Genomic DNA, 22,291 nt, shown 5'->3' with positions numbered 1-22,291 from the left:
CCTCCCCGCCCTCTGTGAGACTGACATAGCCCGGTCGTGCGGGAGAGCCCGGACCTGTCCGGGTCAGCCTTGGGGCTGAGCGTTCGGGACTGAAGAAGGATACGCCATGCGCTTTGCAACGGCCGCCGCCCCGACCGCCATCCTGGCCGCCCTGTTCCTGATCGCTGCGCCCGCCATGGCGCAGGACGCGCCCCCCGCGCCCGCGGCTGCGCCCGCCGCAGCCGGTGAACCGACGGACGCCGAACTGGCCCAGTTCGCCGCCGCCATGAAGACGGTCCAGAGCGTGGCCGCCGCCGTTCAGAACGGCGCCCCGACCGAGGACCAGCAGGCCCAGATGTCCGCCGCCGTCCAGAACTCCGGTCTGGCCATCGAACGTTTCAACGCCATTTCGACCGCCGTCTCGGCTGATCCGGTGCTGCAGGCCCGCGCCGCCGTGGCGGGCGCTGCGCCGTCGGCGCCGGGTTCGGTCGGCGCCAGCGTCACCGACGCCGAGGCCGCCCAGTTCGCCGCCGCCATGTCTGAAATCTCGGGCATCGCCCGCGCCTTGGGCGGCGCCCAGCCGAACGAGGAGCAGCAGGCCCAGATGGCCGCCGCCATCGAGAACTCGGGCCTCGACATCGAGCGCTTCAACGCCATTTCCGGCGCCACGGCGGAAGACGAGCACCTTCGTGCGCGCATCGGTCTTGCCCAGGCGCGCCGGGGGGCATAGGCCTTAAGGGGAAGGGCCGTCGCGGATGCGGCGGCCCTGTCTCCATTTTCTGCAGGACCGATCATGAGCGACGACGTCACCAAGGACTCCAACGGCAACCTTCTGTCGGACGGCGACAGCGTGACCCTGATCAAGGACCTGAAGGTCAAGGGCTCGGGCGGGGTGACGCTGAAGCGCGGAACCCTGGTCAAGAACATCCGCCTGACCGGCGACCCCGACGAAATCGAAGCCAACGTCGAAAAGGTACGCGGCCTCGTCCTGCGCACGGAGTTCGTGAAGAAGGCGTGATTTAGAGGGCCTATCGCGCTTCGCGCTACTTGAGGCTCTTCTTAAGCTGGCCTACCGCGCGTTGCGCTACTTGAGACCCGTGACCTCGCAACCCTGTCATCCCGGAAGCCCGCAGGGCTATCCGGGACCGCCGGAAACGCGGCGGTTAATGGCTGGCGGCAGCGCCCTCGGCGGTCCTGGCTCTCCGCTCCGCTACGGCCGGGATGACGTGAGGCTGCGTCAGCCCACGCCCGCCAGAAACTCGAAGATGGCCGCGCGCGCCTCGGGCTCGTCCAGCATGGGCGCGTGGCCGACGCCGGGAACCTCGGCATAGGCCATGGCGGGCGCCGCCTTCTTCATCTTGTCGACAATGGCCGGGCTGAGTAGGTCCGAGGTTCCCCCGCGCACCACCAGCGTCGGCTTTTTGCGCGCCAGCGCCCGGAACGAGGGCCACAGATTGGGGACCAGAGCCTTGGACCCTGCCGCCTTGATCGGCGCGGAGATGTCGGGGTCGTAGTCCAGAACCGGCGCCCCTTCTGTCCCCTCGCGGAAGATGCGGCGAGCGAAGGCGGCCCAGTCGGCGTCCGTATAGTCGGGGAAGGCCGCCTCATTGATGCGCCGGGCGTAGGCCGTGGCGTCATCCCAGCTCTCGATCACGACCGGCTGGCCGGTATAGGCGGCGATGCGGGTCAGGCCCTCGACGGCGACCTCGGGGCCGACGTCGTTCAGGATGGCGGCGGCGATGGCCTTGGGCTTCAGCGCCGTCAGCGCAAGCGTGATCAACCCGCCCATGGAGGTGCCAAGGAAGACCACCCTGTCGATCCCCAACTGCTCCATCAGCGCGACCACGTCCTTGGCGTAGACCTCCGGCGTATAGGTCATGGGATCGGGCGCGCGGTCCGACCGGCCGCGCCCGCGCACGTCGACGGCCAGCACGCGGCGGCCGCTGTGGGCGATCAGGCCGGCGATGACGCCGAAATCGGCGCTGTTGCGCGTCAGGCCGTGGATGGCGATGACCGGCAGGCGCGCCGGTCCCTCGGCCGGGGCGTAGTCGCGGGCGTAGAGGCTGAGGCCGTCCGGCGAGGTCCAGCGCCGCTCGACAAAGCGGTCGGCCAGCGGGGTGGTCATCGGCATGGGGCGTCTCCGGCAGCAGTCTTGCTCGGGACAAGGTTAATTCATCGCATGGGGAATAGCGATCAGGCGGGCGGCAGATCGCGGATGAATTGATCGAGATCGCCCTCGGTGAAGCGGTGGCCCGCCACGCCCGCGCGCCGCGCCGCCTCCATGTCCGACGGCTGGTCGCCGATCATCAGCGAACGCGACAGGTCCAGATCATGCTCGGCGGCCGCTCTCAGCAACATGCCGGGATTGGGCTTGCGATCCGGATGGTCGGGGTGGCGATAGCGCTCGTCCGCCGCCTCGGCATGGAAGGGACAGGCATAGACGGCGTCGATACGCCCGCCGCCCTCGGCCAGCCGCTGGACCAGCAGGCGGTTGAAGGCGTGCATGGTCTCTTCGCTGAACATGCCGCGCGCCACGCCCGACTGGTTGGTGACGATGACGGTCACATAGCCCGCGTCGTTCAGCCGCTTCACCGCCTCGACCGCGCCGGGGATCAGCACCAGTTGATCGGGCCGGTGCGGATAGCCGCAATCGACGATCAGCACCCCGTCGCGGTCGAGGAAGGCGGCAGGTCGGCTCATGAAGGCTCCGTCAACAGGGCCGAAAAGGCCGTCATCAGGTGGTAGAAGGTCGAGGCGGGAACGGCGGCGTCCTGCGGCTGGCCGTCGGCGTCGAAGGCGTCGAACCACAGGCCGGGAACGGGCGTCGCCAGATGCGTCGCGAACAGGCGATCCAGCAGTCGGGCGGCCTTGTCCTGATCGCCGCGTACATGCAGGGCGCGCAACAGCTCCGTCTGGGCCCACAGGCGCACGCCGCCGTCGCGGACCTGACCGATCCGGCTGATCTCGCGCACGGCCAGACCATCGGCGCGAACCCCGCAGGTCAGGGCGCTGGTATAAAGCGCGCGCGCCGCCGCGCCGTGATCCGGCAGACCGAGGCGCGCGGCCCGGTCCAGCAGCCAGACCCACTCCATGTGATGGCCCGGCTCGATGCACTGGCCTTCAGACCCCGGACGCACGCTCCAGTCACGCTCATAGAATTCGCCCAGCATCAGATGCTCGCGGTCGAAGAAGCGTCGGTTGAACAGGTCCAGAACCAATCGAGCCGCCGTCTCGAACGCAGGATCGGGCGCCGTCGCCTGCCAGGCCAGCAGGGCCTCCAGCATGTGCATGTGCGGGTTCTGGCGGCGGGGCAGGACGGGCGGCAGGGCTTCCTGCCAGCCGCCGTGTTCCGGGTCGGCCATCTGCGCCTCGATGGCGGCCAGCGTCTCCAGCGCCAGAGGCCGCGCCCGCCCGTCCTTCAGCACCCGATGCGCCCCGGCCAGGGCGAACAGGACGAAGGCCAGGTCATAAAGGTCGGGCGTGGCGTCGACGACGGCGCCTGCGTCGTCGGTGGCGCGCACCCACAGGCCGTCGTCGCGGCGGGCGCCGTCGATCAGGGCGTCCAGCCCGGCGCGGGCGATGATCTCGCCTTCGGTCCAGCCCAGCGCCGACGCCTCGGTGAAGACATGGACCTGGCGGGCCTGAACCCGTGTGCGACGCGTAACGCCCGTGACGGCCCGCCCGTCGAAATCCAGCTTCTCAAAGAAGCGTCCGTCGGCGCCGACCCCGGCCTGCGCCCACAGCGGCAGGGCCTGGCCGAACAGCCAGTCGCGAACCTGTTCCTTGGCGGCGGGATCGAAGCGCATGACCCCGGATTAGGCGGCGCCCATGCCTTTGCCAAGCCGCCCTTTCGTTGCATCGCGCAACGCGAAGTGACCCCGGGGGGTTTGTTCAGCACCCCGCCGCTTTGGTAGGACGCAGACTGACACAGACGACCCGCCTTCGCGTCCGCGCCCCGGAAGACGATCCGCCGCCGCGCAGACCCTATCGAGAGAGCGACATCGCAATGACCATTCCCTTCATCGACCTTCAGGCCCAGCGGCTGCGTCTCGGCGGCAGGATCGAGGTCGCCGTTCAGGAGGCCGTTGTCGGCGGCGCCTGGGTCATGGGCCCGCAGGTGCGCCAGTTTGAGGCCGACCTGGCCGCCTTCGGCAAGGCGAAGCACGCTCTGGGCTGCGCCAACGGCACCGACGCCCTGGCTCTGCCGCTGATGGCCTGGGAGATCGGGCGCGGGGACGCCGTCTTCGTGCCCAGCTTCACCTTCGCCGCCACGGCCGAGGTCGTGCCGTGGTTCGACGCCGAGCCGGTCTTCGTCGATGTGGACGAAAACACCTACAACATGGACCCGGCGGCGCTGGAGCGCGCCATCGAGGGTATCAAGGCCGAGGGCCGCCTGACCCCGCGCGTGGTCATCGCCGTCGACCTGTTCGGCCAGCCCGCCGACTACCCGGCCATCAAGGCGGTCTGCGACAAACATGGCCTGAAGCTGATCTCGGATTCGGCGCAGGGTTTCGGCTGCACCATCGACGGCGAACACCCGCTGAAATGGGCCGACGTGACCACCACCAGCTTCTTTCCGGCCAAGCCGCTGGGCTGCTACGGCGACGGCGGGGCGGTGCTGACCAATGACGACGAACTGGCCCAGTTGATGGATTCCATCCGGGTTCACGGCAAGGCGGTCGGCGTCGACCTGAAGGACCGAACCTTCGACCACGACCCCAAATATCTGAACATGCGCGTCGGCCTGAACAGCCGTCTGGACACCATTCAGGCCGCCGTCCTGATCGAGAAGCTGAAGGTCTTCGCGCAGGAAATCGAGTGGCGCAACGCCGCCGCCGCCCGCTATAATGAGGGCCTGCGCCTCCACGTCGCCAAGGTTCCGGACGTCCCGGCGGGCAATGTCTCCAACTGGGCGCAGTACACGGTCGAGCATTCAGACCGCGACGCCCTGGCCGCGCATCTGAAGGATCAGGGCGTGCCGACGGCGGTCTATTATCCGATCCCGCTGCACCTTCAGCCCGCCTATGAGCACTATCCGCGCGGCGCGGGCGGCCTGCCCGTCACCGAACGGCTGAAGGACGAGGTGATCAGCCTGCCGATGCACGCTGATCTGGACGCGGACACCCAAGACCGCATCATCGCCGCCGTCGCCAGCTTCAAGGCCTGATCGCCCCCGTCATCCCGGCCGAAGCGCCAGCGCAGAGCCGGGACCGCAACAGACGCCGGTGTTTCCGGTGGTCCCGGACAGCCCTGCGGGCTTCCGGGATGACGAAGAGAAAAGAGATCGCATGATCCAGCAGACCCCCCTCAAGATCGGCGTCGCGGGCGCAGGCGTCATGGGCCGCAACCATGCGCGTGTCCTGTCCGAACTGCGCGACGTCGAACTGACGACCGTTTTTGATCCCGACGCCGTGACGGCCGAGGGCGTGGCCGCCGCCTATGGGGCGACCGCCGTGACGACCGCCGAGGCCTTCGTCGCCGCCGGGCTGGACGCCGCCGTCATCGCCACGCCGAACCGCTATCATGCCGAACTGGGCGTGGCCCTGCTGAACGCCGGGGTTCATGTGCTGGTGGAGAAGCCGATCGCGGCCACGGTGGCCGATGCTCAGGCCATGATCGATGCGGCCCGCGCCAATGACTGCGTGCTGATGGTTGGCCATGTCGAGCGCTTCAACCCGGCGGTCGAAACGGTCAAGCGCGCCATCGACGGCGATGAGATCATCTCCATCCAGATCACCCGCGTCGGCCCCTTCCCGCCGCGCATGGGCGAGGTCGGGGTGGTCATCGATCTGGCCGTGCACGACATCGACATCATCCGCCACCTGACGGGGTCGGAGATGACCGAGGTCCAGTCGCTGCTGGGCCACACCCACGCGTCGCGTGAGGATTCAGCCCTGCTGCAGTTCCGCATGGACAATGGGGTGATCGCCCACATCACCACCAATTGGGTCACGCCCTACAAGACCCGGGTCCTGCAGGTGGCGACCAAGAGCCGCTTCATCGTCGCCGATCTGATCACCCGCCAGGTGACGGAATTCTTCGGCCAGCAGCCGGACGGCTCATACTCCACGCGGATGCTGAACGCCTGGCCCGCCGAGCCGCTCAAGAAGGAGCACGAGGCCTTCGTCCACGCCATCCGCACCGGCGAGACGGCGGCCGTCAGCGGCGAAGACGGCCTGCGCAATCTGGAAGTGGCGCTGAGGTGTCTGGAGGAGTGATCGCCTGATACTCCGCTCCCCCCGGCGGACGCCGGGGCCCAGTGAGAACTGCAAGCGCGGCGTCTGGGGCCAAAGCACTGGATCCCGGCGTCCGCCGGGATGAGCGGGGAGAGTTTAGGCCTTCACTACCTGCATCGTCAGCCATTCGGCGATCAGGGCGGGCTTGTCGCCGCCGTCGATCTCGACGGTCAGTTCGTGCTTCAGCAGCCACCGGCCGCTGCCCTTGTCCTCGGCCGACAGCAGTTTGAAGCGGCCGCGCACGCGCGATCCGGACGGCGCCGGGGCGAGGAAGCGCAGGCGGTCGAAGCCGTAGTTCACCCCCATGACCAGATCATCCAGCGGAGCGACCGCATCCATGCTCATGGCCGAGGCGAGGCTGAGGGTCAGGAAGCCGTGCGCAATGGTCCCGCCGAAAGGCGTCGCCTTGGCGCGCTCGGGATCGACGTGGATGAACTGCTCGTCCTCGGTCAGACCGGCGAAGGCGTCGATGCGCGCCTGATCCAGCGCGAACCAGCGGCTGACGCCGACCTCCTGTCCGATCAGGGATTGAAGTTCGCTGGCCTTGGTCATGTAACGCCTCCCGTTTGCACCAGCCTTGCGCGCGGAAGGGGCGGAAGCAAGAGCTACCCCGCGAACCGCCCCTCGATGATCGCGCTGAACAGGCCGGGATCGACGTTGCCGCCCGACAGGACGACGCCGGTAGTCAGGCCCTTCGCCTCGACCTTGCCCGCCAGCAGGGCCGCCAGCGACACGGCGCCGCCCGGCTCGATGACCAGCTTCAACCAACGGAAGGCGAAGCGCATGGCCTCGGCGACCTCGGCGTCGGTGACGGTCGCGGCGCCCGCCAGACGCCGGTTGATCGGCCAGGTCAGTTCGCCCGGCATCGGCGCCATCAGGGCGTCGCAGATGGAGGGCGACCCTTGCGGATGGGCGGTGCGGGCGCCCGCCTCCAGCGAGCGGCGGGTGTCGTCGAAGGCCTCGGGCTCGACCACGATGACGCGGGTGTCCGGGCTCTGTTCGGCCATGACCAGATTGATCCCGGCGATCAGTCCGCCGCCCGAGGCGCCGCACAGCAGTTGATCCATCGGCACGCCCGCCTGCTCCAGCATCTCCAGTCCGACCGTGCCCTGACCCTCGATGATGAAGGGATCGTCGAACGGCGGGACCAGCACCGAGCCGCGCTCGGCCGCGATCTCGGCGCCGATGGCCTCGCGGCTCTCGGTCCAGCGGTCGTAGAAGCGCACCTCGCCGCCGAAGGCGCGCACGCCCTCGACCTTTACCGCCGGGCTGTCGGACGGCATGACGATCAGGGCGGGCGTACCGACGCCCTTGGCCGCCGCCGCCACGCCCTGCGCGTGGTTGCCGGAGGAATAGGCCACGACGCCGCGCGTTTTCTCTTCGTCTGTCAGGCGGCTGATGCGGTTATAGGCGCCGCGGAACTTGAAGGCGCCCGCCACCTGAAACGTCTCGGCCTTCATCAGGACGCGGCCGCCGACGGCCTCGTTCAGGGCCGGATGCTCGATCAGCGGCGTGCGGACGGCGGCGGAGGCGATCTGGCGGGCGGCGTCGACGACGCCGGGGAAGCTGGGCGTATGCATGAGAGATCGATACCTTCATCTGTCGGCTTGTCGAGTTCGTATGCGCCACGCAGGATACGGTCTTATGAACCCCTATTTGCTCATGGACGCGCAACTGGACCGTCAGGCCGCCGAAAAGGGGTGGGTCGTGTTCAGGGAATGGGCGAACGCCCCCGCGCGCTTTTTCTATGTCTCCGGGTGTGACGGCCGCGACTGTTTTCAGGTCGCGATCGAGCCTCCTGTCATGGGCGCGCTTGTCGTGACGGCACGCTCTGTAGATACGAATGACGATCAGGACTTCGAGCAAGTCTAGCGAGGCGGAATCGATGAACTCGACAGTCTTCTGGCCTTGGCCATCGATCAGATCAAAATCTGGAAAAGCCGCGTCTCATGAACCGTCTCATCCTCGCCATTGATCAGGGCACCACCTCGACGCGGGCGATCGCGTTTGAAGTCTCGCCTGAGGGGGTCTTCAACGCCGTCGCGGTCAGCCAGATCGATCTGGCGCAGCACTTCCCGCACTCCGGCTGGGTCGAGCATGACGCGGCCGAGATCTGGCGCGCCACCCTGCAGACCTGTCGCGAGGTGGTCAGAAAGGCGGGCGGCGTCGGCCGTTTCGCCGCCATCGGCATAACCAACCAGCGCGAGACCTCGGTGATCTGGGACGCGGCGACGGGCGAGCCTCTGCACCGCGCCATCGTCTGGCAGGACCGGCGCACGGCCGAGGCGACGGGCAGGCTGGCGGCGGCAGGACATGAGGCGATGGTGCAGGCGGCGACGGGCCTGATCCTTGACCCCTATTTCTCGGCCTCCAAATACGCCTGGCTGCTGGAGGCCGTGCCCGGCGCGCGCGAGCGGGCGGCGCGCGGCGAGGTGAAGCTGGGCACCATCGACGCCTGGTTGATCTGGAAGCTGACGAGCGGACAAAGCCACGTCACCGACGCCACCAACGCGGCTCGCACCAGTCTGATGGACCTGACGACGCGCGCGTGGCGCCCGGACCTGTGCGACCTGTTCGGCGTGCCGATGGAGGCCCTGCCGGAAATCCGCGATTGTGACGCCCTGCTGGGCGAGGCGGATCCTTCCCTGCTGGGCCGCGCCCTGCCTATTCACGGTTCGGCGGGGGATCAGCATGCGGCGCTGGTCGGCCACGGCGCGCTGACGGCGGGCGACGCCAAGATCACATACGGGACAGGCGCCTTTCTGGTGGCCAATGTCGGCGATGCACCGGTGACCTCGACTTCGCGCCTGCTGGGGACGCTCGGCTATGCGGCGGGCGGCGAGGCGGCCTATGCCTTGGAGGGGTCCATCTTCTCGGCCGGATCGGCGATCCAGTGGCTGCGCGACGGGCTGAAGGTGCTGTCGGACTCGCGCCAGTCCGAGGCCGTGGCCCAGTCGCTGACGGACAACGGCGGGGTCTATCTGGTTCCCGGCTTCACTGGCCTCGGCGCGCCGTGGTGGGAGCCGGAGGCGCGCGGAACCGTCGTCGGCCTGACCCGCGACAGCGGTCCGGCGCACATGGTGCGGGCGGCGCTGGAGAGTCTGGCCTATCAGACCCGCGACTTGCTGGACGCCCTAACGAAGGACGGGGCGCCGCCGCTGAAACGGCTCAAGGTCGACGGCGGGGTCACCGCCAACGCCTTCGCCATGCAGTTTATCGCCGACATCTGCGAGGTCGAGGTCGAACGCCCCGCCTTCCAGGAGATGACGGCCATGGGGGCGGCCCGGCTGGCGGCCTATGGCGTGGGGCTGACGGGCGAACTGTGGACCGCCCCGGCCGAAGCGCCCGCCGTGTGGCGGCCGCAGATGAAGGCGGACGCGCGCGAGCGCCTGCTGAACGGCTGGCGCGGGGCGGTGCGGGCGGCGATCGCAGCGGCCCAGCCTGCTGCAGGCGATTGATCGTGCAATATAAAACAGTTTTTGTTGCGGATTGATTTGTGAAACGGGCGCGGAAGGCCTACCTATCAGTCCGGAGCATGAACCCAGATGTCTGACAGCCAACGTTTTCCCGTCGCCGCCCACGCCCTGGCCTATCTGGCCCACAAGGGCGCCTATGCGGCGACCGAGGCCGAGCCGAGCGCCGTCCTGGCGGCTTCGGTGCCGACCAATCCGGTGGTGATCCGCCGGGTGACCGCCCTGCTGGCCAAGGCGGGCCTGATCGCGACCCGTCCGGGCGCCTCGGGCGGATCGTGGCTGCTGCGGCGGCCGGAAGACATCTGTCTGGATGAGGTGCTGCGCGCCGTGAACGGCTGCGCCCAGCTGGGCTCGCCGCCTGCGGGGGCCAAGGGCTGCCCGGTCGGCCAGCACATTCCACGTCAGGTGGCCAAGGCCCTGACGGCGGCGGATCAGGCGGCGGGCGCGGCCCTGTCGAAGATCACCATCGCCGACCTGCTGGCCGAGGACGCCGAGGTGCTGCGCCCCTTCGCGCCGCATCCCTGCTGCCCCAACGCCGACGCAGCCTGACGGAGGCGGCTTTGGGGGAAGCGCGCCGCACCATTCTGATCACCGGCGCCTCTGCGGGCATCGGCGCGGCGCTGGCCCGCGTCTGCGCCGCGCGCGGCTACGACCTGATCCTGACCGCCCGTCGCGAGGGGCCGTTGCAGGCGCTGGCGCACGAGCTGACGGCGGCGCATGACGTGGCCGCGACCGTCATCCCCGCCGATCTGGCCGAACCTGACGCGCCTGCGCGTCTGGTCGAGGCGATCACGGCGCGAGACCTGAGCGTCGACGGCCTGATCAACAATGCAGGCTTCAGCCGCACCACAGGCTTCCTGACCACGGACCCGTCCGACCACGCCGCCATGATCCGCGTCATGCTGACGGCGCCGGTCGAGCTGTCGCGCCTGCTGCTGCCCGGCATGGTCGCGCGCGGCTGGGGCCGGGTGCTGAACGTCGCCTCCCTGGCCGGACAGATGCCCGCGACCGGCGGCGACACCCTGTACGGCCCGATCAAGAGCTTCCTGATCAAGGCGTCGCAGGGGTTGTGGCTGGAAACGCGCGGGACCGGCGTCCACGTCACCGCCCTGTGCCCCGGCTACACCTATACCGAGTTCCACGACGTCAACGGTTCGCGCGAACAGGTCTCGTCCGCCTATCCGAAGTGGATGTGGATGGACGCCGACCGCGTGGCCCGCATCGGCTGGGACGCGGTCGAGGCGAACCGCCCGCGCGTGACGCCGGGCTTCGCCAACATTGTGCTGGCGGCGCTGGGCGGCCTGCTGCCCGACACCCTTGCGCTGAAGATGGTCGGCGGCCACGCCAGACGGCTGGACCGTCTGTAGACGCAGCCGCCCTCCCCGCGTCCTAGCTGGTGAAGAACTGCTGGGTGCCGTGCGCCTCGATGGCGGCGGCCAGGCGGCCCAGCGCGTGGATATAGGCCGCCGTGCGCAGGGTGACGCCCTTGTCCTCGGCGATCGACCAGACGGCGTCGCCCTCGGTTTCAATGATGGTCTTGAGGCGCGACTGCACCTCGTCCAGCGTCCAGTAATAGCCCTGGCGGTTCTGGACCCATTCGAAATAGGACACCGTCACCCCGCCCGCATTGGCCAGGATATCGGGCAGGACCACGACGCCCTTGTCCGCCAGGATGCGGTCGCCCTCGGGCGTGATCGGGCCGTTGGCCAGTTCCAGCACGACCTTCGCCCGCACCGAGGCGGCGTTGCCGTCGTGGATCATGTCCTCCATCGCCGAGGGCGCCAGGACGTCGCATTCGACGGCGATCAGGTCTTCCGGCGAAATGGTCTTGCCGCCGTGTTCGGCCTGAACCACCGAATGACCCGCCGCCTTGGCCGCCAGCAGGGCGTCCACGTCGAGGCCGGAGGCCGCGTAAACGGCGCCGCCCGAGTCCGACACGGCGACGATCTTGGCCCCGATGCTGCGGAACAGGCGCGCCACATGCTGGCCCGCATTGCCGAAGCCCTGCACCGCCACGCGCAGGCCTTCGGTCGGCAGGCCCAGCCGTTCGGTCAGGTGACAGGTCAGGTAGAAGCCGCCGCGCGCCGTGGCGTCCTCACGCCCGACCGAACCGCCCAGCGCGATCGGCTTGCCGGTGATGACGGCTGGCGCCGCCTCGCCCTGGATGGAGGCGTATTCATCGGCCATCCAGCCCATGATCATGGCGTTGGTGTAGACATCGGGCGCAGGGATGTCGCGATCCGGGCCGATGATGCCGGCGAAGGCCTGGACATAGGCGCGCGACAGCCGCTCCAGTTCGGCCTTGGACAGGCTCTTGGGGTCGACCTGCACCGCCCCCTTGCCGCCGCCGTAGGGCAGGTTGGTGACGGCGCACTTCACCGTCATCCAGAAGGCCAGGGTCTCGACTTCCTCCACCGTGGAGTCGGGGTGGAAACGGATGCCGCCCTTGGTCGGACCGCGCGTGTCGTCATAGCGGCAGCGCCACGCCAGGAAGGATTTGCGCGACCCGTCGTCCATGCGGATCAGCAACCGAACCTTCATCGTCTCGCGCGGATATTTCAGTTTCTCCAGCACGTCGCTGTCGATCTGAACATGGCGGGCCGCCTCATCAAGGCGCGTCAAAGCCGAGTCGAGAATGTTCGGGTTGGGCATTATCTTTCCAAACGTCTAGGCAATTACTCAGGTCAAAAGAACGAATTTGTACTCAGTTCGCGAAGAACTGGAATTTGCTGACATGGAGAATGCTGCGGCGCAAGAACTATCTTGCACTTGCGAAGGCGGAAGTTTCCGTTCGCACCCGGCGTCATTCGACCTTCAGGGGAAGATGTCGCCTTGCAGGTATAAGCATATCTTTATATGTCTGGCGGCATTGTCGTCACGCAGGAGCCTGCCTTGGCCCGTTCGTCGTTCCTCTTCACCTCCGAGAGCGTCTCGGAAGGCCACCCCGACAAGGTCGCCGATCAGATTTCGGACGCCATCGTCGATCTGTTCCTGTCCAAGGACCCCGAGGCGCGGGTGGCCTGTGAGACCCTGACGACGACCAATCTGGTGGTGCTGGCCGGCGAGATCCGCGGCAAGGGCATCATGGACGTCGAAGGCAATTGGGCGCCGGGCGTTCAGCAGGAAATCGAAGATACGGTGCGCGGCGTGGTGCGCGACATCGGCTATGAGCAGGACGGCTTCCACTGGCAGACGCTGGAGTTCCAGAACCACCTGCACCCGCAGTCGGCCCACATCGCCCAGGGCGTCGACGCCGCCGCCGACAAGGACGAGGGCGCGGGCGATCAGGGGATCATGTTCGGCTACGCCTCGAACGAAACGCCCGAGCTGATGCCAGCCACCCTGCAATACAGCCACAACATCCTGAAGGCCCTGGCCGAGGCCCGCCATTCCGGCAAGGAGCCGGGCCTTGAGCCCGACGCCAAGAGCCAGGTCACCCTGCACTATGAAGACGGCCGCCCGGTGCGCGCGACCTCCATCGTCGTCTCGACCCAGCACAAGGCGAACCTGAGCCAGGATCAGGTCGCCGCCATCGTGAAGCCCTATGTCGAACAGGTGCTGCCGGCCGGCTTCATCACCGCCGGGACCGAGTGGCACATCAACCCGACCGGCACCTTCGTCATCGGCGGGCCGGACGGCGACGCCGGCCTGACCGGGCGCAAGATCATCGTCGACACCTACGGCGGCGCAGCCCCGCACGGCGGCGGCGCCTTCTCGGGCAAGGATCCGACCAAGGTCGACCGTTCGGCCGCCTATGCCTGCCGCTACCTGGCCAAGAACGTCGTCGCGGCGGGTCTGGCCGACCGCTGCACCATCCAGATCAGCTACGCCATCGGCGTGTCCAAGCCCCTGTCGGTCCACGTCGACCTGCATGGCACGGGCAGGATCGACGAGGCCGTGCTGGAGCGTGAACTGCCCCGTCTGATCGGCGGCGCCTCGCCGCGCGCCATCCGCGAGCACCTGGGTCTGAACAAGCCGGTCTACCGCCGCAGCGCCGCCTATGGCCACTTCGGCCGCACGCCCGACGCCGACGGCGGCTTCTCGTGGGAAAAGACCGACCTCGTCGACCAGCTCAAGGCTCTGACGGCCTGACGCCCTCAAACGGCTGAAAATCCAGCCTGAAACGGGGGCGCCGCGGGTCTGATCGCGGCGCCCTCGATGCATTCGGCCCTCTTGGCGCCAATCACACCCTTGCATCGCGGCGCGTCTGGTCCTTTAAGCGCGCCGAACGCCTCCCCCGCGTCTCTTGATCCGCGTCTTCTGAAAGGACTCTCCGACCGATGAGCAAGCCCGCCCCCAAGAAAGTCGTCCTCGCCTATTCGGGCGGGCTGGACACGTCGATCATCCTGAAGTGGCTTCAGACGGAATATAACGCCGAGGTGGTGACCTTCACCGCCGACCTGGGCCAGGGCGAGGAGCTCGCCCCCGCCAAGGAGAAGGCGCTGAAGCTGGGCATCAAGCCCGAGAACATCTTCATCGACGACCTGCGCGAAGAGTTCGTGCGCGACTTCGTCTTCCCGATGTTCCGCGCCAACACCGTCTATGAGGGCCAGTATCTGCTGGGCACCTCGATCGCCCGCCCGTTGATCTCCAAGCGCCAGATCGAGATCGCGCGTCAGGTCGGCGCCGACGCCGTCTGTCACGGGGCCACCGGCAAGGGCAACGATCAGGTCCGCTTCGAGCTGGGCTATTATGCGCTGGAGCCCGACATCCGCGTCGTCGCCCCGTGGCGCGAGTGGGACTTCAAGTCCCGCGAGGCTCTGCTGGAGTTCGCCGAAAAGCACCAGATCCCCATCGCCAAGGACAAGCTGGGCGAGGCCCCCTTCTCGGTCGACGCCAACCTTCTGCACTCCTCGTCCGAGGGCAAGGTGCTGGAAGACCCGGCCGTCGAGGCGCCCGAGTTCGTGCACCAGCGCACCATCTCCCCGGAAGACGCGCCGGACACGCCGACCATCATCACCATCGCCTATGAAAAGGGCGATCCGGTCGCCATCGACGGCGAGGCCCTGTCGCCCGCCGCCCTGCTGACCCGTCTGAACCAGCTGGGCCACGACAACGGCATCGGCCGTCTGGACATGGTCGAGAACCGCTTCATCGGCATGAAGTCGCGCGGCGTCTATGAGACCCCGGGCGGGACCATCCTGCTGGCCGCCCACCGCGGCATGGAGTCGATCACGCTCGATCGCGGCGCCATGCACCTGAAGGACGAGCTGATGCCGAAATACGCCTCGCTCATCTACAACGGCTTCTGGTTCAGCCCCGAGCGCGAGATGCTGCAGGCCGCCATCGACCACAGCCAGAAAAAGGTGTCGGGCACGGTCCGCGTCAAGCTCTACAAGGGCAACATCACCATCATCGGCCGTGAAAGCCCCAACAGCCTGTACGATCAGGATCTGGTGACCTTCGAGGAGGGCGTCCAGGCCTATGACCACAAGGACGCCGAAGGCTTCATCAAGCTGAACGCCCTGCGCCTGCGCGTTCTGGCCAAGCGGGACGGCCAGAAGGGCTAAGCCGCCCTCTCAAAAACCCAAGCCTACCGGGGCCGGGCGATTCTCAGGATCGCCCGGCTTCTGTCATCCGTGACCCAGATGGAGCCGTCCGGCGCCGTCGCCATCGTCACCGGCGAGCCGCGCGGATGGCGCCCAGCGATCTTGTCCCAGCCCGGCGTCAGCACCTTGCCGTTCACGCTGGGCGCCCCGGCCGGATAGGACAGCGCCCCACGCGGATAGATGGCGTAGCGCCCGCCGATGTCGGTCAGAGGCCGCCCCGTCTCATCCGTCTCGGCCGCCACGATACGCCCGGCCGTGCGGCGGAAACCGTGCCAGGTCATCAGCAACCGCCCCTGAAGTTCGGGGAACATCGCCCCCTCATAATAGATCAGGTCCAGCGGCGCCGCGTGCGGCGGCAACAGGGCGATCGGCTTCTCGCGCTCATTGCAGCGCGCCTGACGCGCGGGCCAGCCCGGCAGGGGCGTGGCCAGATCGACGCAATAGGGCCAGCCGTAATGACGCCCCTGCGTCAGGACGTTGATCTCGTCATAGGGATGATCCGGCGTCTCCAGATCGACCGAGTTCTCGGCCTGAAGCACCGTGCCCGACGGGTGCCGCACCAGGGCGATGGAGTTCCTCAGTCCGCTGGCGAAGACGGTGCTGTCTTCCGCCCAGCGACCGTTCCCCAGATAGGCGTGGCGCCGCACCTGTGCCGTCGCGGCGTCCTCGACGCAGGCCCCGCGCGCATCCGTCTTCGGCTTGCCCGCCGCATCGAGACAGCGGTCGCTGGGCGCCCCGACATTGACCAGCAGGTCGCCGTTCCCGTCGAAGACAAAGCTGGACAGCGGGTGGCGGTTGTCATGCAGACGGTTGTCCGGCAGGTCGCCGATGACGGTGCGGACGCTGGCCTGGGCATCGGCCGCGTCGGGGTCCAGCGTCAGGATGCGGTTCATCTCGGACACATAGATCCGCCCGTCCGGCCCGCGCTTGACCGTGTGCGGCATCGACAGTCCGCCCGCCAGTCGCCGCCAGCGCGCCGCGCCGTCCGCCGCAAACGACAGGCGCCACACCGCCCCCTTGCCCGCCTCCCACGCGCCAAGATCGGTGACCAGCCAGTCGCCGCCCTCCAGCGGCATCAGGCCGCGCGGCATCTGCGGCCCCGCTTCACGCGCAGATCCCTGCCAGACCAGCCCCAGACAATAGCCGGGCGCCATCCGCACCCCGGTCGCCGGGCGGCCGTCGCAGCCGCCTTCGACGGCATAGGTCCGCGCCGCCGTCTGGGCGGCGGCAGGCCCGGAACCCCCCGTCATCAGGGTGGTCGCCACGGCGAAAGTCAGGACGGTCGCAAGGGAATTCAGCTTCATGTCCCCATGCTGGCGCTTGCGCTCGGCCTATGGCAAGGCCAACCTTCATCCATCTCCGGTCGACCGGCCGGCGTATTCTCTCTGACGGCCCCGCCGTCGCCAGCCGGAGCCATCCCGTGAACCGTATCGCCCTCGCCGCCGCCGCGGCCCTGACCCTGTGCGCCGCCCCCGCCTTCGCCGTGGTTCAGGACCCGCCGCCGCCCGCGCCCGCCCTTACCGACCAGGCGCCGCCCTCGCCCGAGGAACTCGCCTTCCAGGCCAAGGGCGAAGCCTTCGAGACCGAGGCCGAGCGCATGGGCGCCGAACTTGAAACCATCATGAGCGACGAAAGCCTGGACGCCGCGACCAAGAAGGCGCGCACCGACGCCGTTCTGGACCGCTATGAGCCGACCTTCACGGCCTTCGCCGACGAATACGACGCCTTCATGCGCGCCATGGCCGAAAAGCCCGAGCACGCCGAGAACAAGGCCCAGATCCTGAGCGCCGCCGAGGCCGGTCCCGCCGCCCTGCGCGCCGTCCCGACCCAGCTGCGCGCCGCCATCAGCGCCGCTCTGGCCGAAGCCGCCGCGCCCACGGCCGACTGATCCGCCAAACGGCGACGACGTCCCGCGCGGGCGCCGTCGCCTGATCGCGGTTTCAGGCCGCGCAACATAAGCTTTCGGCGCACAGCCGCTTGACCCGCCCGCGCGCTGGGCGGAAACCGCCTCATGGCCACGCTTCCCGTCGATCCGCACCTCTACGCCGCCTATCTGGGGATCATGGCCGTGATGGCGGTGACGCCGGGTCCGGCCAATATCTTCGCCGTCGCCACCGGCATGGAGAAGGGCAAGGCCGCCGCCCTGACCGCCGTGCTGGGCATGAACACGGCCACACTGGTCTGGTTCGCCGCCGCCGCCCTGGGTCTGGGCGCCCTGGTGATGGCCTTCCCCCAGGTCTTCCGCATCATCGCCGTTCTGGGCGCCCTCTATGTCGCCTGGCTGGGGATCAAGGCCCTGCGCGGCGCCTTCGCCACGGCGGCCGAACCGGCCCACATCGAGGTCAAGCGCGGGCGCAGCGCCCTGATCGACGGCTTCATGGTCCAGATCGCCAACCCCAAGGCCATCCTGTTCTTCACCGCCGTCCTCCCGCCGTTTCTGGACATCCACCGCCCGCTGGCGCCGCAACTGGCCCTGTTCGCCGTCACCACCGTCGCCATGGACGGGCTGTCGATGTCCGGCTACGGCCTGGGCGGGGCGGCGCTGGCGCGACAGATGACCGCGCCGCGTTTCCGCAAGGGTTTCGGCATTGTGGTGGGATGCCTTCTGCTTCTGGCCGCCGTATTGATCGTCTCGCGCCTGTGATCGGACGAAGGTGAGCGATTCGGAACTTGACCATTCACCCCTCGTTCAGACCGCAGGGCGTTCAATGAGCGCTCAAGGAGATTTTTCCATGATGAAGCTTCGCCAAACCCCGGTGCTGATCGCCCTCGCAGGCGCGCTGGCCCTGGGCGCGTGCGCGACGGCCACCCCCTATCAGCCCGTCGGGGCCAAGGGTCAGGGCGGCTATGCCGAGCAGCGCCTTGAATCCAACCGCTACGCCGTCAGCTTCTCGGGCAATTCGGTCACCTCGCGCGATCAGGTCGAGATGTCGCTGCTGCTGCGTTCGGCCGAACTGACGGTCGAGCAGGGCTATGACTGGTTCGCCACCGTCAACCGCGCCACCGACCGCGACACCCGGTTCTATTCGACGCCGGACCCCTTCTACTACGACCGTTACGGCCCCTACTGGGGTCCGTCGTGGCGTTTCTACCAGCGCGGCTACTGGAGCACCTGGGACCCCTACTGGGGCCGCGAGCGCGACATCCGCCAGGTCGACCGCTATGAGGCCACGGCCGAAATCGTCATGGGCCGCGGCGCCAAGCCCGCCGGCGACATGAACGCCTTCGACGCCCGCGAGGTCATCAACAACCTCGGGCCACGCGTAGCGCGGCCGGTCTCTAAGTAAGGGCGCTATCGCTCCTCGCGCGGCATAAGCACGCGCCCGACACGACAACGCCCGCTTCCGTCACCGGAGGCGGGCGTTTCTTTTTCCTCTCCATTTCATGGGGAGAGGGACCGCGAAGCGGTGGAGGGGTCAACGACAGCGGAACCCAGCACCCCCTCCGTCACGTCGGCTCCGCCGCCGCGCCACCTCCCCATGAAATGGGGAGGAAAGCCCCCGCCTCACCCCACGCGCGGATTCTTCAGGCGGCGCTTGTTCGCGTGGGTGGCCGGCGCCGTGCCCAGGGCCTCCGGCACCTCGCCCTTAAAGTAGAAGCGCTGCCACGCCTCCTTGGCCGCGTCGGGATCGCCCGAGGCCAGACGGGTGTTGAAGTCCGTGCGCGCCCGGTTCCACGCCTCGAACTGTCCCTTCATGCCGGGGTTGGACTCCAGCGAACGGATGACCGGCTCGAACTGCTCCACCTTGCGGTGCTCGACCGGCAGGATGAAGCAGAAGGGCTCGCCCTTCTCGAACCGGATGCGGCCCGGCCGCGTGAAGATCCAGTTCATGGTGAAGGGGAACGGCAGCCAGTCCGTCTCAATCAGCCCCGTCAGCGGCTGGATGCCGTCCTTGACGTGGTTCGGCGAGCCCTGCGCGATCAGGCCCCAGCCCGGCGGCGTGCGGAACAGATACTGCGGGTGCATGGTCAGCACCCCGCGCGAGAAGTGCGAGGTGACGAAGTGGTCCAGCTCCCGCTGCGGCTGGTCCGGCTTGATGGTGATGTCGGTCTGCGACGGCCCGCCGTTCCACTCGGCCGTAAAGCTGAAGGGGCACAGGATCTCCCAGCCCGTAGTGTTGGCCATGGTCAGCGGCAGGCAGCGATAGGGGTGTCGGCTGGCGAAGGCGTCCATCCAGTTGCGCGACTGGCGGCCCGGCACCAGGTCGCACGGACGCGCATTCATCGGATAGCATTCCAGTTCCAAGACGCGGCTCCCAAACTTGTCGAACAGGGGGTAACGATAAGGCCCCCTCCCCCTATCGCCCTCGCCGCCCGCCCGACAAGGCCAAGATGACAGACTCCCCCATTCCCGAAGACGCTCCTGAACCCGCCGCCGATCCCGCTTACGACCGTGCGCGACTGCTGGAATGGATGGCCGCGAACGCCATCGACCAGACCACCCACGACCACCCGGCCGTCTTCCGCGTCGAGGAAGGGCTTGAGCTGAAGGCCGCCCTGCCCGGCGTCCACACCAAGAACCTGTTCCTCAAGGACAAGAAGGGCCGCCTGTGGCTGATCTCGGCGGCGCAGGACACCGTCATCGACCTGAAGCGCGCCCATCGCGCCATGGGCTCGGACCGCCTGTCCTTCGGCAATGAGACCCTGTTGTGGGAGACCCTGGGCGTGCGCCCCGGCTCGGTCACGGCGCTGGGGCTCATCAACGACACGGACCGCCGCGTGACCTTCGTGCTGGACCAGCGCCTGTGGGACGCCGCTGTCGTCAACTTCCACCCCCTGACCAACACGGCCACCACCGCTCTGCGCCAGAGCGACTTCCGCCGCGTGCTTCAGGCGCTGGACCGCGAACCGATCGTCGTGGATTTCACCGCGCTGGACTGACGCCGCCCTCTTTGATACGAACCATATACGGATCGTATATGGAGAAGCCCCCCATGGGCATCGTCAACATCGAGGACGAACTGCACGAACAACTGCGTCGCGCCAGCCGCGTCTCGTGCCGCTCGATCAACGCCCAGGCCGCCTTCTGGATCAGGATCGGCATGTTGGGCGAACTGAACCCCGGCCTGTCCTTTCAGGAACTGGCCGCGCGCGAGCTGAAGGCGGCGGGCGTCGCCGCCCCCAACCAGACGCCCGACCAGACGCCCGATCAGGCCGCCGCATGACCAAGACCCCGGCCGAGATCGAACTGATGGCCGAGTCCGGCCGCCTGCTGGCCTCGGTCTTCACCTGGCTGAACGGCCTGCCGCTGGCGGGCATGAACACGCTGGAGATCAACGACCGGGTCGAGGCCTTCATCACCGACGATCTGACCGCCCGCCCCGCCAGCAAGGGTCAGTACGGCTATGGCTTCGTGCTGAACGTCTCGCCCAATCAGGTCGTCTGCCACGGCGTGCCGTCGCGCGACGACGTGCTGAAGGACGGCGACATCGTCAATCTGGACATCACCCTGGAAAAGAACGGCTTCATCGCCGACTCCAGCAAGACCTATCTGATCGGTCAGGTCGCCGCGCCCGCCCGCCGTCTGGTCGAAACGACCTATCAGGCCATGTGGAAAGGCATCCGCGCCGTGCGTCCCGGCGCGACCCTGGGCGACATCGGCCACGCCATCGAGCGCCATGCGACGCGGCGCGGCTATTCCATTGTGCGCGACTTCTGCGGCCACGGCATCGGCCGCGAAATGCACGAGGCGCCGCAGGTGCTGCACTTCGGCCGCCCCGGTTCGGGCCTGACCCTGCGCGAAGGCATGGTCTTCACCATCGAGCCCATGCTCAATCAGGGCCGCCGCACCGTCCGCACCGAGGATGACGGCTGGACCGTGGTCACCGCCGACGGCAAGCTGTCGGCCCAGTTCGAGCACACCGTCGCCGTCACCCGCAACGGCGTCCGCGTCCTGACCCTGCGTCCGGAGGAAGCCCGTCTGGTCGCCTGATGCGCGTCTGCACATGACCGCTTGTGGCGCAGCCGCCTGCTATGGCGCGTTGAAATCAGGCGTCGATTTCAGACGATTCAGACGAATTGGACTCTGTTTTTCCCGATCCCGACGCCTTCGGCTGCGGCAAGGCGCGCTTTCGGCTTGATGGACAGGCATCCCGACGCCATCTGAACCGTTACCTTACCTCGTCTTGCCTTGCGGACCCGACCATGACCTTCGCCGACCCGTCCCTGACCACCCCGCCCGATCTCATCAAGGACGGCACGGACGCCTCCTTCATGACCGATGTGATCGAGGCCTCGAAGCATCAGCCGGTCATCGTCGACTTCTGGGCCACCTGGTGCGGCCCGTGCCGGACGCTGGGCCCTGCGCTGGAAAAGGCCGTGCGCGCCGCCAAGGGGGCGGTGAAGATGGTCAAGATCGACGTCGACGCCAACCCGGCCTATGCGGGCCAGTTGCGGGTGCAGTCGATCCCGACCGTCTACGCCTTCGTCAACGGCCAGCCGGTCGACGGCTTTCAGGGCGCCATTCCCGACAGCCAGATCAAGGCCTTCATCGACAAGCTGACCGGCGGCGAAGGCGTCAACACCGATGTCGAGCAACTGCTGTCGCTGGGCGAGGAATCCCTGACGCTCAATGATCTGGGCGGCGCGGCGCAGGCCTTCGCCCACGTCCTGACAATGGAGTCGGACAATCAGAAGGCCATCGCCGGCATGGCCCGCGTCTATCTGGCCGAGGGCGACGCCGAACAGGCGGCCCAGACCATCGCCATGGCGCCGGCCGATTCCACCGAGCCGACAGTGCAGGCCGTGCGCGCCCAGCTGTCGCTGGCCTCGGCCGCCCCGACCGGCGCGACCGGCGAACTGGAAGCCCGGCTGGCCGCTGACAAGAACGACCATCAGGCCCGCTTCGACCTCGCACAGGCCCTCGCCTCGGCAGGCGATCTGAAGGGCGCGGTCGATCACCTGCTGACCATCGTTCAGGCCGACCGCGAGTGGAACGAACAGGCCGCCCGCAAGCAATTGCTGACGGTGTTCGAGGCCGCCGGTCCCACCAGCGAAGTCGCCCGCGACGGTCGACGGCGCCTGTCCTCCATTCTGTTTTCGTAACGGGCGCGAT

Annotated in this window: 25 protein-coding genes; 17 read left to right on the top strand and 8 right to left on the bottom strand. The window is 68.0% G+C overall.

Annotation, left to right across the window (positions count from 1 at the left end):
* Positions 1-106 precede the first annotated feature (106 nt).
* Positions 107-709 carry a DUF4168 domain-containing protein gene (locus ABE454_RS04460; RefSeq protein ID WP_346529491.1) on the top strand — a complete coding sequence of 201 codons (603 nt, stop codon included), beginning with the start codon at positions 107-109 and terminating at the stop codon, positions 707-709.
* Positions 710-772: 63 nt separating this feature from the next.
* A complete protein-coding gene (locus ABE454_RS04455; protein WP_003166615.1) occupies positions 773-997 on the top strand; it encodes an alkylphosphonate utilization protein in 225 nt (74 codons plus the stop codon).
* Between the two features lie 219 nt (positions 998-1,216).
* Here ABE454_RS04455 and ABE454_RS04450 read toward each other — a convergent pair whose 3' ends face one another.
* From ABE454_RS04450 to ABE454_RS04440, 3 genes are all read right to left on the bottom strand, one after another.
* Positions 1,217-2,110: an alpha/beta fold hydrolase gene (locus tag ABE454_RS04450; protein ID WP_346529488.1), complete on the bottom strand. Its 894-nt coding sequence runs from the start codon at positions 2,108-2,110 to the stop codon at positions 1,217-1,219.
* Between the two features lie 62 nt (positions 2,111-2,172).
* Positions 2,173-2,679, bottom strand: a complete 507-nt coding sequence (locus ABE454_RS04445) for a D-glycero-alpha-D-manno-heptose-1,7-bisphosphate 7-phosphatase (RefSeq protein ID WP_346529486.1) — start codon at positions 2,677-2,679, stop codon at positions 2,173-2,175.
* Positions 2,676-3,785, bottom strand: a complete 1,110-nt coding sequence (locus tag ABE454_RS04440; protein ID WP_346529484.1) for an AGE family epimerase/isomerase — start codon at positions 3,783-3,785, stop codon at positions 2,676-2,678. Before ABE454_RS04440 ends, ABE454_RS04445 begins: the two co-directional genes overlap by 4 nt.
* A 200-nt stretch (positions 3,786-3,985) precedes the next feature.
* Between ABE454_RS04440 and ABE454_RS04435 the strand changes: the two genes are divergently transcribed.
* Positions 3,986-5,146 (top strand): DegT/DnrJ/EryC1/StrS family aminotransferase, encoded by a 1,161-nt coding sequence (locus ABE454_RS04435; protein ID WP_346529482.1) that lies wholly within the window; start codon positions 3,986-3,988, stop codon positions 5,144-5,146.
* Between the two features lie 121 nt (positions 5,147-5,267).
* Entirely contained in the window at positions 5,268-6,197 is a 930-nt protein-coding gene (locus ABE454_RS04430; RefSeq protein WP_346529481.1) for a Gfo/Idh/MocA family oxidoreductase, read from the top strand.
* Between the two features lie 114 nt (positions 6,198-6,311).
* Here the strand turns inward: ABE454_RS04430 and ABE454_RS04425 are convergent, their stop codons facing one another.
* A complete protein-coding gene (locus ABE454_RS04425; protein WP_346529478.1) occupies positions 6,312-6,767 on the bottom strand; it encodes a MaoC family dehydratase in 456 nt (151 codons plus the stop codon).
* Between the two features lie 53 nt (positions 6,768-6,820).
* Entirely contained in the window at positions 6,821-7,795 is a 975-nt protein-coding gene (locus ABE454_RS04420) for a threonine ammonia-lyase (protein ID WP_346529476.1), read from the bottom strand.
* A 64-nt stretch (positions 7,796-7,859) separates the two neighbouring features.
* On the opposite strand from ABE454_RS04420, the gene ABE454_RS04415 reads away from it, so the two are divergent.
* The 4 genes from ABE454_RS04415 to ABE454_RS04400 all read left to right on the top strand — a co-directional run bounded on the left by ABE454_RS04415 (position 7,860) and on the right by ABE454_RS04400 (position 11,055).
* Entirely contained in the window at positions 7,860-8,087 is a 228-nt protein-coding gene (locus tag ABE454_RS04415) for a hypothetical protein (protein WP_346529473.1), read from the top strand.
* 77 nt (positions 8,088-8,164) lie between these two features.
* Positions 8,165-9,673 carry a glycerol kinase GlpK gene (glpK, locus tag ABE454_RS04410; RefSeq protein ID WP_346529472.1) on the top strand — a complete coding sequence of 503 codons (1,509 nt, stop codon included), beginning with the start codon at positions 8,165-8,167 and terminating at the stop codon, positions 9,671-9,673.
* 87 nt (positions 9,674-9,760) lie between these two features.
* Positions 9,761-10,237, top strand: a complete 477-nt coding sequence (locus tag ABE454_RS04405) for an Rrf2 family transcriptional regulator (RefSeq protein WP_346529470.1) — start codon at positions 9,761-9,763, stop codon at positions 10,235-10,237.
* Between the two features lie 11 nt (positions 10,238-10,248).
* Positions 10,249-11,055, top strand: coding sequence for an SDR family NAD(P)-dependent oxidoreductase (locus ABE454_RS04400; protein ID WP_346529468.1), 807 nt, complete (start codon positions 10,249-10,251; stop codon positions 11,053-11,055).
* Between the two features lie 22 nt (positions 11,056-11,077).
* Here ABE454_RS04400 and ABE454_RS04395 read toward each other — a convergent pair whose 3' ends face one another.
* Positions 11,078-12,340 (bottom strand): Glu/Leu/Phe/Val family dehydrogenase, encoded by a 1,263-nt coding sequence (locus tag ABE454_RS04395; RefSeq protein WP_346529465.1) that lies wholly within the window; start codon positions 12,338-12,340, stop codon positions 11,078-11,080.
* Between the two features lie 240 nt (positions 12,341-12,580).
* On the opposite strand from ABE454_RS04395, the gene metK reads away from it, so the two are divergent.
* Positions 12,581-13,780, top strand: a complete 1,200-nt coding sequence (metK, locus tag ABE454_RS04390) for a methionine adenosyltransferase (RefSeq protein WP_346529463.1) — start codon at positions 12,581-12,583, stop codon at positions 13,778-13,780.
* Positions 13,781-13,968: 188 nt separating this feature from the next.
* Positions 13,969-15,198 (top strand): argininosuccinate synthase, encoded by a 1,230-nt coding sequence (locus ABE454_RS04385; RefSeq protein WP_346529461.1) that lies wholly within the window; start codon positions 13,969-13,971, stop codon positions 15,196-15,198.
* Between the two features lie 23 nt (positions 15,199-15,221).
* Here the strand turns inward: ABE454_RS04385 and ABE454_RS04380 are convergent, their stop codons facing one another.
* The gene (locus ABE454_RS04380) at positions 15,222-16,541 is read right to left on the bottom strand and encodes a PQQ-dependent sugar dehydrogenase (protein ID WP_346529458.1); all 1,320 of its coding nucleotides are present in this window, start codon (positions 16,539-16,541) and stop codon (positions 15,222-15,224) included.
* 116 nt (positions 16,542-16,657) lie between these two features.
* Between ABE454_RS04380 and ABE454_RS04375 the strand changes: the two genes are divergently transcribed.
* From ABE454_RS04375 to ABE454_RS04365, 3 genes are all read left to right on the top strand, one after another.
* Complete coding sequence (locus ABE454_RS04375; RefSeq protein ID WP_346529456.1) at positions 16,658-17,125, top strand: translation initiation factor IF-2; 468 nt, start codon at positions 16,658-16,660, stop codon at positions 17,123-17,125.
* A 123-nt stretch (positions 17,126-17,248) separates the two neighbouring features.
* On the top strand, positions 17,249-17,881 hold the full coding sequence (locus tag ABE454_RS04370; RefSeq protein ID WP_346529454.1) for a LysE family translocator: 633 nt from the start codon (positions 17,249-17,251) through the stop codon (positions 17,879-17,881).
* Between the two features lie 88 nt (positions 17,882-17,969).
* The gene (locus ABE454_RS04365) at positions 17,970-18,524 is read left to right on the top strand and encodes a CC0125/CC1285 family lipoprotein (protein WP_346529451.1); all 555 of its coding nucleotides are present in this window, start codon (positions 17,970-17,972) and stop codon (positions 18,522-18,524) included.
* Between the two features lie 218 nt (positions 18,525-18,742).
* Here the strand turns inward: ABE454_RS04365 and ABE454_RS04360 are convergent, their stop codons facing one another.
* Positions 18,743-19,483 carry a DUF6065 family protein gene (locus ABE454_RS04360; RefSeq protein ID WP_346529449.1) on the bottom strand — a complete coding sequence of 247 codons (741 nt, stop codon included), beginning with the start codon at positions 19,481-19,483 and terminating at the stop codon, positions 18,743-18,745.
* A gap of 86 nt (positions 19,484-19,569) precedes the next feature.
* On the opposite strand from ABE454_RS04360, the gene ABE454_RS04355 reads away from it, so the two are divergent.
* From ABE454_RS04355 to trxA, 4 genes are all read left to right on the top strand, one after another.
* On the top strand, positions 19,570-20,118 hold the full coding sequence (locus tag ABE454_RS04355) for a prolyl-tRNA synthetase associated domain-containing protein (RefSeq protein WP_346529446.1): 549 nt from the start codon (positions 19,570-19,572) through the stop codon (positions 20,116-20,118).
* A gap of 53 nt (positions 20,119-20,171) precedes the next feature.
* A complete protein-coding gene (locus tag ABE454_RS04350; protein ID WP_346529709.1) occupies positions 20,172-20,402 on the top strand; it encodes a ParD-like family protein in 231 nt (76 codons plus the stop codon).
* Complete coding sequence (map, locus tag ABE454_RS04345) at positions 20,399-21,169, top strand: type I methionyl aminopeptidase (RefSeq protein WP_346529445.1); 771 nt, start codon at positions 20,399-20,401, stop codon at positions 21,167-21,169. The genes ABE454_RS04350 and map overlap by 4 nt, the downstream gene beginning before the upstream one ends.
* A gap of 212 nt (positions 21,170-21,381) precedes the next feature.
* Entirely contained in the window at positions 21,382-22,281 is a 900-nt protein-coding gene (trxA, locus tag ABE454_RS04340; RefSeq protein ID WP_346529442.1) for a thioredoxin, read from the top strand.
* The last annotated feature ends 10 nt before the right edge of the window (positions 22,282-22,291 follow it).

Origin of the sequence: Brevundimonas diminuta (assembly GCF_039673845.1) — a bacterium.
Taxonomy (GTDB): domain Bacteria; phylum Pseudomonadota; class Alphaproteobacteria; order Caulobacterales; family Caulobacteraceae; genus Brevundimonas; species Brevundimonas diminuta_E.
This window is presented reverse-complemented; position numbering and strand designations above follow the sequence as displayed.